This is a genomic window from Terriglobia bacterium (assembly GCA_020073085.1).
GTDB lineage: Bacteria > Acidobacteriota > Terriglobia > JAIQFV01 > JAIQFV01 > JAIQFV01.
The window spans coordinates 1-17,574 of the sequence record JAIQFV010000053.1 but is presented as its reverse complement, the minus strand read 5'-3'; the positions used below and the strand labels follow the sequence as shown (position 1 = coordinate 17,574).

At 53.3% G+C, this 17,574-nt stretch carries 10 protein-coding genes; all 10 read right to left on the bottom strand.

Annotated features, from left to right (window positions below; genetic code table 11):
- Positions 1-404: 404 nt before the first annotated feature.
- Positions 405-1,403, bottom strand: coding sequence for a DUF1311 domain-containing protein (locus LAO21_22745; GenBank protein ID MBZ5555535.1), 999 nt, complete (start codon positions 1,401-1,403; stop codon positions 405-407).
- Between the two features lie 510 nt (positions 1,404-1,913).
- A complete protein-coding gene (locus LAO21_22740) occupies positions 1,914-2,114 on the bottom strand; it encodes a twin-arginine translocase TatA/TatE family subunit (GenBank protein ID MBZ5555534.1) in 201 nt (66 codons plus the stop codon).
- 117 nt (positions 2,115-2,231) lie between these two features.
- The gene (locus tag LAO21_22735; protein MBZ5555533.1) at positions 2,232-2,396 is read right to left on the bottom strand and encodes a hypothetical protein; all 165 of its coding nucleotides are present in this window, start codon (positions 2,394-2,396) and stop codon (positions 2,232-2,234) included.
- Between the two features lie 276 nt (positions 2,397-2,672).
- A complete protein-coding gene (locus tag LAO21_22730) occupies positions 2,673-3,734 on the bottom strand; it encodes an SCO family protein (GenBank protein ID MBZ5555532.1) in 1,062 nt (353 codons plus the stop codon).
- 214 nt (positions 3,735-3,948) lie between these two features.
- Entirely contained in the window at positions 3,949-6,165 is a 2,217-nt protein-coding gene (locus tag LAO21_22725; protein MBZ5555531.1) for a multicopper oxidase domain-containing protein, read from the bottom strand.
- Between the two features lie 692 nt (positions 6,166-6,857).
- Positions 6,858-7,412, bottom strand: a complete 555-nt coding sequence (gene tpx / locus LAO21_22720; protein ID MBZ5555530.1) for a thiol peroxidase — start codon at positions 7,410-7,412, stop codon at positions 6,858-6,860.
- 470 nt (positions 7,413-7,882) lie between these two features.
- Complete coding sequence (locus tag LAO21_22715) at positions 7,883-8,242, bottom strand: response regulator (protein ID MBZ5555529.1); 360 nt, start codon at positions 8,240-8,242, stop codon at positions 7,883-7,885.
- A gap of 687 nt (positions 8,243-8,929) precedes the next feature.
- Positions 8,930-10,399: a sigma 54-interacting transcriptional regulator gene (locus LAO21_22710; GenBank protein ID MBZ5555528.1), complete on the bottom strand. Its 1,470-nt coding sequence runs from the start codon at positions 10,397-10,399 to the stop codon at positions 8,930-8,932.
- Complete coding sequence (locus tag LAO21_22705) at positions 10,396-13,344, bottom strand: PAS domain S-box protein (protein MBZ5555527.1); 2,949 nt, start codon at positions 13,342-13,344, stop codon at positions 10,396-10,398. The genes LAO21_22710 and LAO21_22705 overlap by 4 nt, the downstream gene beginning before the upstream one ends.
- 2,393 nt (positions 13,345-15,737) lie before the next feature.
- Entirely contained in the window at positions 15,738-17,189 is a 1,452-nt protein-coding gene (locus LAO21_22700) for a hypothetical protein (protein MBZ5555526.1), read from the bottom strand.
- Between the last annotated feature and the right edge of the window lie 385 nt (positions 17,190-17,574).

Here is a 17,574-nt window from a genome sequence, read left to right as displayed (position 1 = left end):
CGCCCCTGTGCTTGCCGGCCTGCGCCCCCAATACCTACATCGGACGCTGGGTCGGGGTCAATCCCATCCCCGATAGCGTCACCGTTACCTCCAGCGAGGGCGGCCGGGCAACTTCCTTCATAACAAGGATCAGATGAGTCTTTGTGGGTTTTGATCTTCCCTCCTCCTCGGGTGGGAGAAGCGCTAAAGGATGTTAACTCATGCGCATCTCCCACCCGCTTTCTTTTGTGAAGGAGGGTTCATCCTCCAACCACTAATCATGGATCGGAATGGAGGTTAGAGAGCTCTAAGGTCTGTGGAAGGATGGCGGGGAGCTGAATTAGCTTGAATTAGAGGGGGTAGCAATTCACGCTGATTCGCAGGTCTGACTTTCTCCTATCCGCGTTAAGCTGGAATCCCGCGGCTCAATGCAGAAAGAAGTCCAGCATCTCGACGCGCTGTTGTATGAGCCACGTCTTCCAACTTTCAGTGCTGACGCCGGGATATTTCTGCTTCCCAAAGGTGACCCAGGCGTCCTGATAGGAAATCCACGCCTGCTGAGCGGTCCTAATGCCTTCGACAGTCACCGTCCCCCAACGTTGAACAGTCCCTGTCTGAATCTTGGAGTACACAGTACCCAAAGCCGCATCGGCCTGGCCGAATTGCTCAGCTGTGAACCTGGGCAATTCGCCGCGCTCGCACTGTTCGAGCATCGAACTGAAGCCCCTCTCCAGGAAGGCCTTTTCATGAACTTCAATCGTCGCTTCGAGGTCTGCTTCCTGGCTGGCGTGGGTGTTGAAGAACCTCTCCGCCGCCAGTTGCAGCGGCTGGAATGCCTGTCGGTCCTGCGCATTCCACTGGGACACCATCGCATTCAGCCTTTTGTCACGCTCCGGCTTGTCAAATCGGTCTTGGAGAATGGCACACTGCAAATACATGTATCGTCCGGAGCTGTGATCACAAACGCTGAAATTGTCTCCGCTCCAGTGTCCTTCTTTGAAACGTGCGAGTTGATGCACATTGCCGGCGACATCGTTAGGTGCACCACTCATTTCACATCCCAGCTTGATCGCGACATCAAAGTTCCGGGACGCGCCCTTCCCATTCGCATAAACCATCATCAGAATCGCCCTGCCTGCGAATGGAAGGTTCTTGTTGTCTCTTTCCATTTCGAGATAAGCACACTGGCGAGCTTTCGCTAGATCGACGGGTTGCCCGAAACCGAAGTAAAGGTCTTCTGACACGCAATTCGTCAGCGCCTTTGCTTCCTCCGGGCTGGGACGATCCTGGGCGGGCAATGCGACATCCTTCACCCCATCGCAAATCCGCTTGGTGCCGGGATCGGAAATCGTGGTCTGGCACAACGAAGGATAAGCGGATGAGATTAACAGAGAGATCAGGAGCGAGAACTTGAGCGTCATCATAGGGCTTCCTTTATGCACATTTTCTACGGATTGGGCGGAATATGCAAAGAAGAATTTGACAGGTTTTTCTGCGGGCAGGGGCTGTGGATGAAAGAAGGAAATCTAAACCATGACCTGTTCCCTCATCTCACGCCATTTGTCAGGACAACAATTCAAATCGTCCGACATCGTCGCCCTGAAATCGGCGACAGCCTCGCCCGAGCGTGCGGGGTGAGGTTGGGTCGGAGGAAGAGCTCACGTCTGCTCTGTGAACACGTTTCTTCGATCGGGTCAGAGGCAAAGCAGCAACGCTTCGTTTCCTCATCAAAGGTGATCGAGCTGAGGTCCCCTTCCTACAAGCACTGCGCGCGGACACGAAGCTGAGGGCTGGCCGGCATGGCGATGCGTTTCCTCGATGGCGGGACCCTCACCAAGTCTGCCCGAACGCCCTCCGTCCGGAATTTTATCCGAAAGCCAGGGGGACTTCGGTCCATTCGGACGGAGGTGCTCAGGCAGGATCGTGTGTGCGCCCTATTGATTTTCTGAATGCTTGGGCGCTTCGATGGCCTTCTGCTCGGCAACTTCGAAATTCCCACTGAGCGCCTGTTTAAAACCGCGGATCCCTTCTCCCAGGCCTCGGCCGAGTTCAGGAATCTTCTTGGGACCGAAGACAAAAAAGGCGATCCCTATGATGACCAGCAAATGCATCGGTTGTAACAATCCCTCTCCCATGACTTTCCCCCTCAAGTGTATTTGTTAAACCCGAGTACTCTTTCGTTCATCAACTCCGCGCAGGAACTCAACCACCATCGGTGACACGGGAAACGCTTGATCAGAGAATCGGCCGTGTCATCGATCCCGGCGCAGGACTCGATAGGAGACCCAAGAGTGCAGTCCCTTTCGAACGTGATCGTAAGCCGACCCCATATCTTTCGAAATATAGAGCATCGCATTCGCGGCCTGGGGGGGGACGGCGAGAGTCAGAAGCAGCAACAAGGCATTCGCTCCGGCCATTCGCGCGCGTTGGCCAATGTTAGAATGTTGTACGCTGACCATCTCTCCCTCGCCAGTCCGTTGGAGTCTGTGATCTCTCTCCACTACCCTCCTGTGATCAACCTGCAGAATGGACTCATTCTGTGATTATCAATCCAGGCAGGCCGCGTGGAACTGCAGCTCCAACTCCCATTCAGTATCATTTCCCACAGTCCAGTTCAACCCGCGCAAACCAACCGCTGAACCAGACCAATCCCGCCGCTGGCATCAGACTTCCCAGCTGCCGGGCGGGCCCGATCACCGCATCATGACTCCCGATTCCATTCTCGCTTCTCCTGCTTTCCCTCCAACCGAGGTGCTCGCATGGGAGGAGACGGTTTGAGTCTCCAGGTAGCCCAAGATGTCATTCACTTCTGCTTGGTTCAGATGAAGGTTGGGCATCTGCACCTGGTTGTACTGTTTGTAGAGTGCTGTGGCGATGGGGTCCTTCTCGGTCAGCATCTGGTCGGGCACAGTGATGAATCGCGTGAGCCACGCGCGGTTGCGCACAGTGGTCACGCCCTGCAGATCAGGGCCGACGCTGGCGCCGTGGCCGATGCTGTGGCAAGCGGAGCAGCGGGTCGCGAACAGATACTGTCCACTGTTGATGGTGAGCGAGGGCACTTCGGCGTAATTCTTCACAGCTTCCACCTTATGGTCCTTCCAACTGTCCATCAGTTGGCCGATCATCAAGGAGAGGAACCGGGGGTTGTCCAAAGCGGAGTTCATCATCCACTGCCCGGCGGGGACGTTGCCGATCATGAGGCTGGGGGTATGACCATCGCGGTTCAAGGTCCAGCCGGGTCCAACGTGAAATTTCTCCGCATAGGCCTTGAGCACCGCTGGCGTATCTTGCTTGGGATCGATACTGATGGAATAGAAGAAGATGTCTTTCCCGACACGGTCGCCCAGCATTCTCTGTACTTGGGCCAGGCGCGCGGTTTCGAGCGGGCAGGCATCTTTGCAGTGAGTGTAGATAAGGTCGATCGCCACGAGCTTGCCCTTGAGCAAATCGTCGTAGAAATGAACGGTCTTTCCGTCCTGCGTGATCAGCGGGACGTTCGGAAAGTAGTCTGCTCCCCAGCGTGTGCCGCTGGGCGCAGCGGTGGCGTGAGCGTGAGATTCCTTCTTTAGAGTCATCCCGCATTTGGGGCACGTGCCCGGTCCCTTTGACTTGACGTCGGGGTGCATCGGGCAACTGTACTGGAGATCGTTCTCCTGTGCGGAGGAATTCACGGCAGTGCCTTGGGACTGAATTAATAAGGGCATGCTGAAGATCAATATGCCAAGCAGGAACATTCTCACAATTTTGCGGCTCATAGTTGAATTCTCCTCAAGTTCAGCTCTTTCTAAATTCCGCTCAGCGGTATCCAGTTCCTTCACGAGCTGCTTTCAAGGCCGATCTTCCGAAAAATAAGAACCATTGCTTTTGACTTCAGACCTCTATTCCGTTCTCGTTCGATTCTCGGAGAAGAGCCGGCGAGCCGTCCTCGTGGGCGGCCCGCCGGCTTGTTGTGTCGCTCCTGGCGCCAAGTTAGAAGGCGGTCGGGGCGATGTCTTCCGGCGCGATGAACGTCACACCCTGCGGCGTCGGGACCGGGGTCGGGAGCGGCCTCAGGAATGGGGTCCCTCCGTCATCGATCTCCCACCGCACCAGCATGGCATTGTCCTCGTGCACAGTGTTGTGGCAGTGCTCCATGAACATTCCACCCCAATCACGGAACTGCATCGTGAGGGTGACGCTACCGGCTGGACGCAGGCGGTAGACGTCCTTGCGGCCCCGCTCCCACGACGGCACGTTGCTGAGGCTGCCGTTGCGGGCAAGGATCTGGCCTTCTTCAAAGTGGATGTGGATGGGGTGATCCCAGCCACCGCCACCGTTCTTCAGGGTCCAGATTTCGCGAGTACCATACTTAGGCGCTGCCGAAATACGGCCGAAGCTGGCGTTGAGCATTGACCCGCCGTCTGTCTTGACGCCCCAGGGTACGCCCGACATCGAGGTGGTCGGATCGGTTATGGGCTGTGAGGCGCCACTGCCGAACTCAAATACTCGCTCACGGGACACCGGGATGCTTGACAGATCCGGGTTCGGAATCATGGTCGCCGGCACTTGGCTCTGATCGGGCTGCGCCGGGTTCCGGACAATTCGGAACTCCAGGAATTTTCCCACGCAAGGATCGGAGGACTTACCAGCCAAGGCGTCGCTGATAGAGAGGTCCTTGGACGGCTTTTTCCCGTTCTGGTGCTCGCACAGGTTCACCATCCAAACCTTCTGCCCGATGCTGTAGCGGGAGAAGTCGATGACGATGTCATACCGCTCGGCGATGCCCTGCTCGTCTAACTGCGTGAGTGGCACGGGGTGCGGGAACAGGTTGCCGTCGTTGGCGATCTGAATCATCACGGAGCCGTCGCTCAGTGCGACCTTGAAGAAGCGGGAGACGCTGGCATTGAGGATGCGGAAACGGTACTTGCGACGCTCCACTTCGAAATACGGCTTGTAGGCGAGGTTCACGGTCATGACGTCGCCGAGGAACCCGTCAAAGTCGAAGATGTCGAAGTAAAGTTGCCCGGCGGAATCCCAAGCTTTCTCCGACAGCAGCAGGTTCACGTCGTAATCGAGATTTCCCCAGTCATCTCTCGTGCCGCTGGGAAGGCGGAGGTTGACGCCGTCGTTGATTGACTCGTTCCCACGATCCAGGGCGCTGTAGATATTGAACATCGCCGCGTTGCCCTTGTACACGTTCTGGGAGGTAAAGCTGAACATGTGGTCATGGAACCAGTGTGTGCTCATGGTCTCGTGCCAGTCGCCTGGGACCTTATTGATGCCGCCGCTGCCGTCCGGACTTCCAGCTCGAGGATCAGTGGCGTTGACGTTCATGGTGTCGTGTCCGGCGAGAACGATCGGCCAGTGATAGTCGTAGAACTGGCCCGGGAAGAAGTAGGCGCCTGTGAAACCGTCGTTCTCAGCGCCGTGATGCCCGTTGTGTTCATGGGTGCTGATCGTGTTCCGCCCGAAACCCGCGTTCTGGGTAACATCAGCGGGAAGTCTGTTGTGGTGCCGGAAAAGCACTGGCTCACCGTAACGTGCTTGAACCAGCTTGGGCGGGATCGTTCCATTGAAAGTCCACACGTTCAGCGGCGACTGGGTCGGCAGCGCGGGGTGGAACTTCAAGGGAATGGATTGGGTCGGATCGATGCCGGAATTGAGACTCGAAGGAACCCTTGGGTTATACACTGAGTTGGTCGTGGCACCCATCTGTGAAGCTTCCACGGCCACTTGCGGCGGGAACATATCAAACCGCTGATGCGCCCATATGGCTCCCGGGGGACGGCCCTCGATGGGACCGTAGCCTCCACCCAACGCGGGGTCCACAGCCTGTAACGTTTGATTCGACAGCGCGGTGGGCGTGGGATACAGCGAGGAAACCGGGTTCCGCTGCAACACATCGAAACGGGGCATGGCCTGAGTGAAATCCAAGCCGACCAGCCCTGGGCTCGGCGGTGCACCTGTCGGGATGCTGCTGCTTCCGCCGCCGTCGGCGTACATCGGCCTGACGAAAGGGCTCAGGCCACCGATCGGTGCCAACGCGCCCCCGGTCGTGATGAGGCCCCACTTCAGGAGGTCTCGCCGGCTGACCTGACCCTGGGAGTATGCCTTAACAATTTCTAACCGGTTCTTCCGTGCATCTTCCGCTGCCTTGAGTCGCGCCTTGGACGCATTCCACGGCAGAAAAAAGTTTCGTTCGCTCATTTTCCTCTCCTTCTCTCCTTTTTGATTTTTATTACTCTTCTTCTTTTGGGATTTGCCCCTCTAAGGGGGCATTCACGCGATGCCTCAGCACGGAAGATTGCTACCCGTACTCCCTTCACCGGCGTGGTCGGGTGGGGGAATCAAGCAGGTCCGGAATTGGTCGTTCCTCGTTTGCCTTGCCAATAAGCACACGATTCCTGTCTTTCTGAAGCGGATGCTTCTTCGCAGCTAGGTCAAGCCCTAGCTAGCGCCTATCCGAATTTGTCTCCTGCTAATTCGGGGACGCAAGTCTATTAGCAACTGCTTTGCCAGAATGGATTATTCTGTTATTTGGCTGATATCGTGAACGTTATGGTTTTAGTGGACTTGTTGGGCTGGGGTTACATGTGTTTCAGTTTGAATCATACGAGCGCCCCCCTGTTTCAGAATGGAGGGTATGCGAATTGTCATTAGGGGTCTTTCTTCTAGCTAAATAGGGTGATGGGACTAAGAAGGAAATATAGGGAAGAGGGTATTTCTTTTTCTCAAATGAGCTAAGGACAGACGACTGTTTAAATGCTGGGATTACCAAGCTTTGCGCCATGGAGAGTAGGTCAATCGAATTCTCCAGATGATGTGTCGCGGGAGGGGGTGGCTTGAAGCATCCAGCAGGTTAATGGTCTTTGATTGGTTTCAGCCGGCCCTGGTGAGTCTTAGGGATACCCTACTGCGCGTGATTTTGCGATTAAATCTGCCAAGGCCCTCGCTGTACCAACAGCTTTGTCGTAGTCGGGGTGCTCGCCGATTTCGGGAACGTATTCCACATACCGAATCGTGTCCTGGGCATCGACAACAAAGATTGCCCGGCTATCAAGCTGCAATTCCTTAATCAGAACTCCGTAAGATTTCGAAAAAGAGTGATTGAAGTAATCGGACAGCACCGTCATCCTCTTGACCCCCGCCCCAGCACACCACCGCTTTTGGGCAAAAGGCAAGTCGCAACTGACCGTGATGACCTCTACGTTCTCGCCTAACCCTGCGGCCTCCAAGTCGAACCTTCTTGATTGTGCATCACACACGGGGGTATCCAGCGAAATCACCACACTGAACAACCGGATTTTCCTTCGTGTATCATTCAAAGTAAAATGCTGCAGATCCAGATCGCGCATTGAGAAATCAGGCGCCCTGTCCCCGACCTTCAACTCCGGACCGACAAGAGTGAGCGGGTTCCCATACATTGTAGTCGCTTCGAATCTTTCGTCAGGCATCAGGGGCCTCCTTCCTGGAAAATAAGTGTCTTCCATTGAGTCTCTATGGTTTTTTGCATGTGTTGTGCCAAACGGAGGTTCTCGTCCTGGATTCGCCACCAACGAGCTCCTGACCCGCCCGGGAGGAATCGATAGCCGTGTGGGGGATTCCTTACGAATGAGCCGCGATCGTCTAAGATGTTGTGAGAGCGTTGGGTTGGGTACTCTAATTGTCGTTCAGGGTTGTGGGGCGGGCAGGTGAATCAAAGTCTTTAAGGAGAGAATAGGAGCGGGATCCGTCCTGTTGGCATTTCAGGCTTTCTTAAAGCTCCATAACACGAAGGCACTCCCATTGCGAAAATAGCGAAATAAGCGTAGAAACCTGATCCAGTTTGTTGTGAAAAAGGCAGAACCCGCACCTGCCGCTGGTTTATTCGTAAAGGGATCGTCTGTTGGCCTTCAGTCCGACATCACCGGACCACCTTGAAGTATCAGATTTCTTGAAGAAGACTCCGTCGTAAGGAAACAGTTAAATCTTCCATGCTGACTGGTTTACGAAGAAACTCGTCTGCGCCACGAAGTATTGATTCAATTGCAAGCCCGCCCTCGCCTGACCCAGTGATCACAACAATGGTCATGTCCGGATGGTTCCTTCTCAAGCTGGCGATCCAGTCAAGCCCACTCCCATCTGGAAGGTTAATATCCAATATTATGGCGTTGAATGGCTCCTTTGAGAGAGCTTCCATCGCTTCCGTCAAACAAGTTGCTTCACGAACCACAAAGCCGGTGTTCGAGAGATAACGTGAAAAACCAAATCGGATTCCGGGTTCGTCATCGACGAGCAGAATCATTGGGGTCCTCTGTCCTTCCGCTCTCTCAATTATGGGTATGCTAATCGCCATCGCCTCTGACCTCTCTTTGTAAAGTAAATGCCTTGGCGCCTTGGCTACCCGAACATCCAAACGCCCGTGATTCGCAAGTTCCTGAAAGCATATTCAGAAATAAATGGACTTACAAGCACAGTTACGAACATGATCACTTCTTCTAAATGACCTAAACTGCGAAAGAAGTTGAAAGCACCTCTTCAGGAACGATCTCTGCGATCCTTTCAAAGCATTGGAAAGTCCGCTAGTTCCTTTGGCTTCCTCGATTCTCTCCCCCCTCCACACCATCGATCCCACCGAAGTAAGAGCACGAGATTCGCCATTCCCAACAGAAAGTTTCAAAATAGAACTAGGTTCTTATTATTGGACATTATTGGGAGATGGATGGCCAGTGTTAAGTAGGATTAGATTGATGGGTCAAGCAATAACAGAATATTTATATTCAGGTATTTAGAGTGAATGATTCAACATCTTGGTTAACTGATGGTGGGAAGTGTAAAATGATGTCTTCTACGAAGCAGGGTTCGCTTAACTGGGAGAATTTGATGACGTGGACCGTTATGGGCGAATCAAGATATTGCGGAATAAGCTGAAGAAGGCGACTTTACAAGCCCAGATTATCCAAAGGGTGAGGCAATTCCCGCACGCCTGTTTCTATTTCTCACCGTTCCGGCCACCTGCAAACCACCGCTCAACTGGTCTGCCACCAGTCTGCCCCCTTTCTTGGGAAGCCAACCCTTTCTCCAACAGCAAGTTAAGTGAATAGGAGACCTCCCTTGCAGACTTGTGATGTCCGAAGAGCGCCGAAATCTGGCTTCGGGTCATTCCTTCAGGCCTTTTCTTTAGCGCCTGGAGGATTCCATCTGCCATAATGGCACCTCCTTCGGAATCGAGATTTTGATTCTCAGATACTGACATCTTCTCATTTTCAGGCACCCAGGCTGACCTTTCTCCGCCCGAATTGTTTTGGCTTTGAGTTGAGAAGAGTCCAGAGAAATGATCGATGGACAGAGGTTCTCGTCGAGCTAGGAGGGCAGCCCTTTCCAGCACGTTTCTCAATTCACGGATGTTTCCGGGCCACGGGTACGCTTGCAGCGATTGTATTACTTTAGGAGAAGCTTCAGTGTCATGAAAACTCATCTCTCTGAGAAAGTGGAGGACCAGTCCGGGCAAGTCCTCGGGCCTTTCCCGCAACGGAGGAAGGTGAATGGGAAAAACGTAAACACGGAAGTAGAGATCCTTACGGAATCGGCCGTGCTGGGATTCATCCCGGAGATCGCGGTTACTTGCACAGATCAGCCGGAAATCGCTCCTTCGGACTTTGACCTCGCCAACCCTTCGGTACTGCTTTTCTTCGATGACTTTTAGGAATTGGGTTTGCGAATCGAGGTCGATCTCTCCAATTTCATCCAGGAAGAGGACTCCGCCGTCCGCTACTTCAATCAGGCCCTCCCGATCCTGCACAGCGGAGGTAAAGGCTCCACGGGCATGGCCGAACAGCTCGCTGCCGAACAATTCACCCTTCAGATTCGAACAATCCACTTCGACAAAAGGCGCAATTCGCAGAGAGCTATGGGCATGTATCCATCGAGCCAACACGCCCTTACCAGTTCCTGTCTCACCCAACAGGACGACAGGCGAATTCATTTCCGATGCAAGGCCGGCAAGTTCCAGAACCTTCTTCATCGCCGGACTTTCACCAAAGTAAGGTTTTTCCCTTCTCATCAGACGCTGGGAAATCAACTGGCTTCTTCTCATACCGCCGACTTCGAGGCTCTTCCGCAGGAAAACTACAAGATCTTCCATGCCCACGGGCTTGGGGACAAAGTTATCAGCTCCTCGCCGCATGGCCTCCACGGCCGATGATATATCCCCGGCGCCGGTGATGACGATGATGGCAGTGGTCGGATAGTTCTCTCTGATCTCAGGAATCCAATCGAGACCGTTCCCATCAGGGAGGTTCATATCGAGGATGACCGCATCGAATCTTTGTACGGAGATCGAGGCCTTTGCATCGGCCAAGGATTCGGCTTCTTTGATGACAAACCCGGATTTTGCAAGATACCTCGAGAATCCAAACCGGATTCCCGGATCATCGTCGACCAATAGAATTTCGGGCTTCATGTTTGTTCGTCCTGAATGGCCGGAAGATTAATTTCCACAGCGCAGCCCGGAGGAGGAGTATTGTTTCGTATGGACAGCGCTCCCCCGTGGAGTTCTACGATGTGCTTGACAATGCTCAGACCCAATCCTGTCCCTCCCTTTCTGGTCGTGAAAAAGGGTTCAAGAATCCGCTTCAGGTTTTCCGGTGGAATTCCTGATCCCGAATCGATGATGGCCACTCGGAGGCCGGAGTCGCTCAGTCTGCTCATCCTGATGTTTATCTCACTCCCCGGGGGACTGTGCTGGGCGGCGTTGTCCAACAGGTTAATAAAAACCTGCAAGAGCTTGTCGGTGTTCGCGAGTACTAACGACTTGTGGTCTTCGGGAAGGTCAATGACGCGGACAGTGAAGTTGGCGGCATGGCTGGATTGTCTCCAAACTTCAACCGCGGTGGTACACACTTCAAGCAGAGAGGCAGGCTGCAGACTGGAGGGAGGGATAGGTTTTCCCAACTCCAACAGGTCTTGCATGAGGTGGGACAGTCGGCTGACCTGCGTTCGAAAGTGCGAAAGATGGATCTTAAAATCCGGATTGTCCCCAAGCTCCTGATCAATGGCTTCCATAATCGCAAGGATGGCGCTTAACGGGTTTCGAACTTCGTGTGCAACGCCTGAGGCCACCTGCCCGAGAATCCTCATTTCCTGCGCCTTCTGGAGTTGGAGTTGCAGAAGGTCCCGCTCTATCTCGTGACCAATATAACTTGCGAAGATTTCCATCAGCTGGAGTTCTTCTTCCGATAAGCTCCGCGGCTCAAAGTCCATGCCGATAATTAGGCCGATGGTCGCGCCTGCATTGTCCTTGATGGGAACTGCGACAAAGGTCTCAAGGTCGTATTTGTCAAAATATACATTTCCGGGAAACCGGTCTCTCAAAGAGCTCTTAAACTGGCACGTCACCCCTCTCTCCAAAGCGGGTGCCGCCAGTGAGGCGATGGGGCAGTCTGTCTTTTCATGAGAAAGCTCTCCCACGGTGTTCGTCGAGACCACCCTGAACTCCCCGCTCACCACACGATGGACCATGACATGGGAGAGGGCCAGGAGCCGGGACAGTCTCGAAACAGCCTGGTCACACATCGCCTGGAACGAGCTGCCCGCGGTGATGGCGATATCGTAGACGGACTGCAATGTGTCCTGCCGCAGGGCGAGACTCTCTTGATTTCGAATTCGCTCCGTGATGTCTCTGGCCGTGGAAACAAAGTGCGTAATGTTCCCCTGGCCATCGCGGATAGGAGTGATCGTCTCCTCCTCGTGATAGAGTTCCCCGTTCTTCTTCTTATTGATCATTACTGCCCTGAAGACTTCCCCCGAGAGAATCGTCTTCCACAACCCTTCATAGAACCTCCGGTCGTGTCTCCCCGACTTGAGGATGCGGGGTGTCTGACCCACGGCCTCCTCTCTCGTGAAGCCGACCTGCCCCTCGAACGCAGGATTCACGTATTCAATCACACCGGCCTTGTCGGTAATCATGACCGAATCGGCAGTCTGCTCGACAACACTGGAAAGCAGCGTCAGTGCCTGCTCCGATCGCCTCCGCTCCGTGATATCGCGGATGGTGGCTTGATAAAACTTTCTCTCTTCAATGCGAAAACTCCGTGCACTCACTTCGGAAGGAAAGGTGCTTCCGTCCTTTCGCTGCTGGATGCTTTCAAACACTAACCCGTCGCGTTGCTCCAGCTCGGTCTGAATGGCCTCACTCGCGGACTGAACCTCAGGGGCGCGCAATGCTCGGATATTCAGGCGCAAGAGTTCCTCCTTGGGATATCCGAACGCCTCAACGGCCCGGTCATTGACCTCGATGATGTTGCCCTCGAGGTCTGCCAGAATCAGAATGTCGTTCGCATACTTGGTCAGGTATTCATAGTGCCGGGTGAGCGCCTGGCGTTCCAACGCTGCTTCAAATTGCCGGCGATAAAATTCAGCCTGCTGCAGTCGCCAGAGGAAACCCACACCCATTCCTGCTCCAAGGGTCAGGGTGATTACGACGATCAGGAGGAACGTGGCGCGTTCGCGAACGGGCGCATAGACCTCGTCGGCGTCTACCTTGGCAATGAGCTTCCACGAAGAATGGGGGATCTGCTGGATGTAAGCGAGCACCGGGATCCCGCGATAGTCAATGCCATCCACAAATCCTGTCACCCCCCGCACTGCCTTGGAAGCCGGCAAGCTGGAATTGCTGATGGGAATTCGAAGGGTGAGGGCAGTGTTCCTCCGATGACGGAGGTCGTTCAGAAACAAAACATCATTACCATCACGCCGAACCAGGAAGGTTTCAGATGTCGGACTGGGGGTCGGCCAGAATTCAATGAAAGGAAAAAGGCTGTTCCGGGCATCGATCCTCGCCAGGAGGATCCCCCAGGAAACCACTCCATTCCCGGAGGATGCGACGATGGGCACATAGACATCAATATAGACGACGTTGAGGTTACTGTTTTTCTTGAGGTCGGAAAAGATGATTTCATTCTTACGAAGAGCCTCTAAAGCGCCTTGTCGAGTTTGCTCGTCGACTTCTTTGGCACCCTCTAGGTTGTTCAATCGTGGCGAGCCCTGCGCATCCAAAAGCGTGATGCTACGGTAATCATGGTTCTCCATCAAATGCAACATCCAGTCCTGAACACTTTTTCGGGATCTGATGTCCCCTGGGTTCTTCAGAAACTGTTGCACAAATTCCGAAAACAATGGATTCCCGTAAAATATGCGGGCATCGGCTAATCGCTCTTCGCGCCAATTGGAAATCTGCCTTATCTTCAAATCGGCAATTACTTTCAGTTCTTCGGCTGCGGCTTTCTTGATGTATTCGCGTTGCTTGGAGTAGTAGAGGTAACCGGCGGTATAGATGCCGACCGTCAATGTCAGGAAAATGAGGATGAGATTCCAGGGGACCGCGTTGGGGGATTGACGTGAATCCATTCAAAAACTCCAGGCTGAAACAAATCAAGAGCCAGGGAGATTCACACGATCACCGCGGCACAGTGGAGATGGAACGGCGGCTCCGCAATGACCAAACAAGTGTTCTAGTTCTATCTAGAAACTGAACTATACTTCTTTATAATTGGATGTTAGTAGACCCAGCAACCCGCAGTCCCCCTCAGATGTAAGACCTTCTCTAGCTATTGGGGGTGTCTAGGAGAACCTCCCCATCAATATTTTGATGTGAACACATCCTAGCAAACTATCTTGGATTAAGCACGAACTATTTTGGGGGAGTCACACGTTTTTCTCTTCAGGGCTGAAAAAATTCCAATTCTGGACAGAGATTGAAGGAGTCTTTCTGTCAGATGAACAGCAGGTACGAGGTTTTATGGACATGAGAACGGCCGTGACAAGGGCAATATCTATAAATGTTGGATCCCAAGGCGGGTTCGAAATTTCATTCTGAAACACTGCGATACCATGTGATTCATTATGAAACATCTCCCCTTGGTTCGACGTCCTCCTTCCCATGCCAAATACAGCTCTAGCTGGCTCTGATTTGACAACTATGAAGTTGGAATCGTGGATAGCTTTCTCTTACGATTCTAGGTTAGGCATCCCAGGGAAGTATGCTTATCGAGACCAGTTGATTTGAAAAATCTGTAATTGATAATCTTGCACTCCCGACGTCAGTTATTTTATCTACTCTTAGAATAGGAAGACCTCTCCTTGGTCCCTTGGTAAGGAATTTTGCATTTGGAACCGAATGCGCAGGGGATCCCTACATACTTTGGTCCACTCCACAAATCATTGGGCGATGCACCACGGGCGCAAACCGACAAACTAGGATCGTCAGGAGGTACTGAATCGATAAGGTCACGCGAAGCCAGTCGCAAAATGATGAGATCATTGCAAACCCAATGGATTGCCAGATGAAGGATTATTAGAACGGAGGAGACCGCCATCTCCTCCGTTCAGTCGGTGGGCATTCAACTCATGGGGGATTTGTATGAGAGGGCTGGGTATAGGAGAGCGTTCAGATCCTCAATTGTTCTTGGATTTAAAAAGATAAATCAGATCGTTGTTCGCCGGTTCGAGCCTTCCTCAGCAAAAAAAATGAGGTCTGCGGACCATCAATAGCGACCTGTTCCACGTCGGTTTACTCAATTGATTTCGTGTCCCGACCCTCGCGATCAAAATGAAGGAATCTGGCGACTGACGAGCAGCAGGGAAACAAGATCAGAATTGAAGCAGGGGGTCGGCTTAGGAAAGCGGAGGTGCCCGTTCGGGCTTGGATGAATCGGTCTGAATCAGTGGAAAGGGAAGTTGCTGAGGAGCAAGATCCTCCGTTCTTGCATGGAGCACTGGCAGTGTGACCAAAGCTGTTGGCATTGTGCCTTCGACTGTCATCCACGAGCAAGCAAGACAAATATCCTCATCTTTGGACTGAGAAGAGTGCGAGGATCGTAAAATGTAATGCTCTGCCTGGATCGGACTGGCTTGTCGGATCAAGGAGAGCTGGCATACATGGAAATCGTCGGCTGTCGAAAGGATAGGAAACAAAAGCAGCATTAGAGAGAGCAGACTGAACAGGGCGGCATATCGACTCTGACGAAGGGCCCTGAACAGTGGTGTTCCTGCCTGCGAATGGTGCGCCCTCCCAGCTAGGAGGTTGTCTAAGGGGAGCCTTCGCTCTTTGAACTTGATGTTGGATTCGGATACGGTCATTAGATTCAAACGGAATCAGAACTCAGTAAAACCCTCTTTAAAGCGTCCGTTTACACATTCGCTCTGCTCGGCGGCATTGGTCGCACATTTCTTATTAGCATTTTGCCTTCCATGCGGCGGCAATCTCAAGGAGACGGGAGAAAAAAATTAGCAATGGAAAACGATCAAACCAATCCTCCTTCATGATTGCGGACCTATGAGAGGGCGGGTTAAGACCGGTTCGATTGCCCGCTAAGTCACAGCAATTTCAGTATCTTAAATTGCCGGATGGGTAGCGTGACCGTGTTTGATTGTAGGGCAGAAACCCGCGGAGATGGGCCTTATCTTCGTCCCTAGTGGGATTGCATGAAGGGTCTTTGATGTGGGTTTGTCGCGTAAGTCATGTGTAACGAGGTAACACTTAGAGATGTACCCCGTGTTCTAATATGATACAAAGGATGGTAGGTTTGAGAGAATCCTCATCTGGCGGATGAGGCGCACAGGGTACTAGAGTAACATTCCCTGATTGCACTTGATTGTGCGTAGTTCGGGAGGAGAGGAGGGACAAACTTTTTTTCCACCGGTAGAGTCTCAACTAGTTTGTGAATCGGTGCTCAGGTCTGGTCCTTAGAAAGTTGAAAAGGCAACAAGAACCCTCCTTGCATTCAAGATTGGGCGGGGCGCTAGCGGATCACCGATGCGGTTACGGTGGTGAGGAAGTCGAGCCTTCCGTTTCCGAAGATTTCAAGCATAGTGACTGGGACGGACGACACCACATGAATGTGCCCGCCCAGTTGCGGTGCGAATCCAGGAATCAACTCCACTAATTGCTTCGAGATTCGTCCGCCTGCCGGGAGGGTGAACGAACCTTGTCCCGTGAGATCTCCGGCCAAGGAATATACCGTGATCAGCACGGTGGCTGGAGAGGTATTGGGGTTTTGAAAGGCGAGCCCGGTCCAATAGCCAACCCCTCCTGCATCTCCCGAGGCCACTTGGGCGAAAACCGCCTCCATACAAGTCTGGCCGAGAACGGGAACGGCCGTGGCAAACTGCCCCTGCACCGCATCACCGACTACGGCGGAACCCATGATCGCTCCGTTCGGCGATGAAATTTCCACGGATCCGACCACCAATCCAGATCCCGTTATGCCGAATAATGTTTTGCCTTGGATAACGACCTGTCCTTGATTGGGGATTATAATCTTTACAGGGTTGGCCTGAACGCCGTTCGTCACTAACTCCCCCTGTTCGCCCAAGAGACTCACCGTCGCCTCCAACGGAAATATGGAGGGATTGACTAAACTCATCTCTGTGAACCAGCCAGGCCCTGCCACGAACTGCGGCAAGAAGAGCCGCGTTGATCCGGTGGTCAGTGGGGGCGGGGACTGACCAACCATGAGGCGCGAATTCGATATTTGCTGATAAATGCTGAGAGGCTGTGAGGAGTGGACGGTCATATACCCATTGCCCAGCGGCACGCCCGGAAAATCCACCAGCTTGGGAAAGAAACTCTGGACTTTGCTATCCAGGGCCTCCTGCGGCTCCAGGGTCACGCTTTTGTTGAACTGATAGAAAGCGGTATCGATGAACTCTAGAGTCACATTGGCGCGCACCGAATTGTTATTGATGATCAGGAATTCAAAATCCCCCAAGGGATCCACCTTGGACTCAGGAAGAACAAAATCGGTGGCAGTTGCCGTAGGATCTGAAGAGCCGGCAAAGGCAAGGATGTTGGTAGGGGAGTTCAGAAACATCGCATGGAGGTCAGCACTCGAGGAACTGATCTCGACCCAGCCACCGACGAAACCTTCAAACCGCGTATCATACTCGCTCAGGAATTTCGACACTTGCGCCAGGGGAGGGATCGTGATCGAGGTAGTCACCGATGTGATGAAGCGCGAGCCTGAGCTGGGGTCCTTGGAGAAGCCCCGGAGTAGCACGTTGGCGGGGGATGTGCCGCTATTGGTCAGGGCTAATCCTACTTTCACCGTAGCGTCGTTGCGGGGCACTGGAATTTCATAGGTGCTGGCAGCGAAAGCGGGAAAGGAAAGCAAGAACATCAGAGCCAATGCGACTGGGGTGAATCTACGCATTTGAGTGCGGGGGTGGAGAGGCTCATATAGGTTGGTGTTCATCATGTAATTCATGGATGGCCCTTGTGTGAATGAAATGTAATTTCGGTGTCCAAAAGACATGACCCCGGCAGGTCACTTGTCTCGTGGTTGTTCTCAAAGGTTGTCTATGATCCTTGTCATTGCATGAGCTTCTGTCTTGCCATCTAAGGAAAACCTTATACGGAAAACCGGTGGGTGAGCTGGCAGGGGTACAACCCCTGGCAGCTCACCCACCCAATGGAAACAGTCAATCAATATCGCCTTCCCACTCATCTGATCCTTGTTATGAAGGAAGTTGCCCGGCCGCCCTCGCTGGAGGTAACGGTGACGCTATCGGGGATGGGATTGACCCCGACCCAGCGTCCGATGTAGGTATTGGGGGCGCAGGCCGGCAAGCACAGGGGCG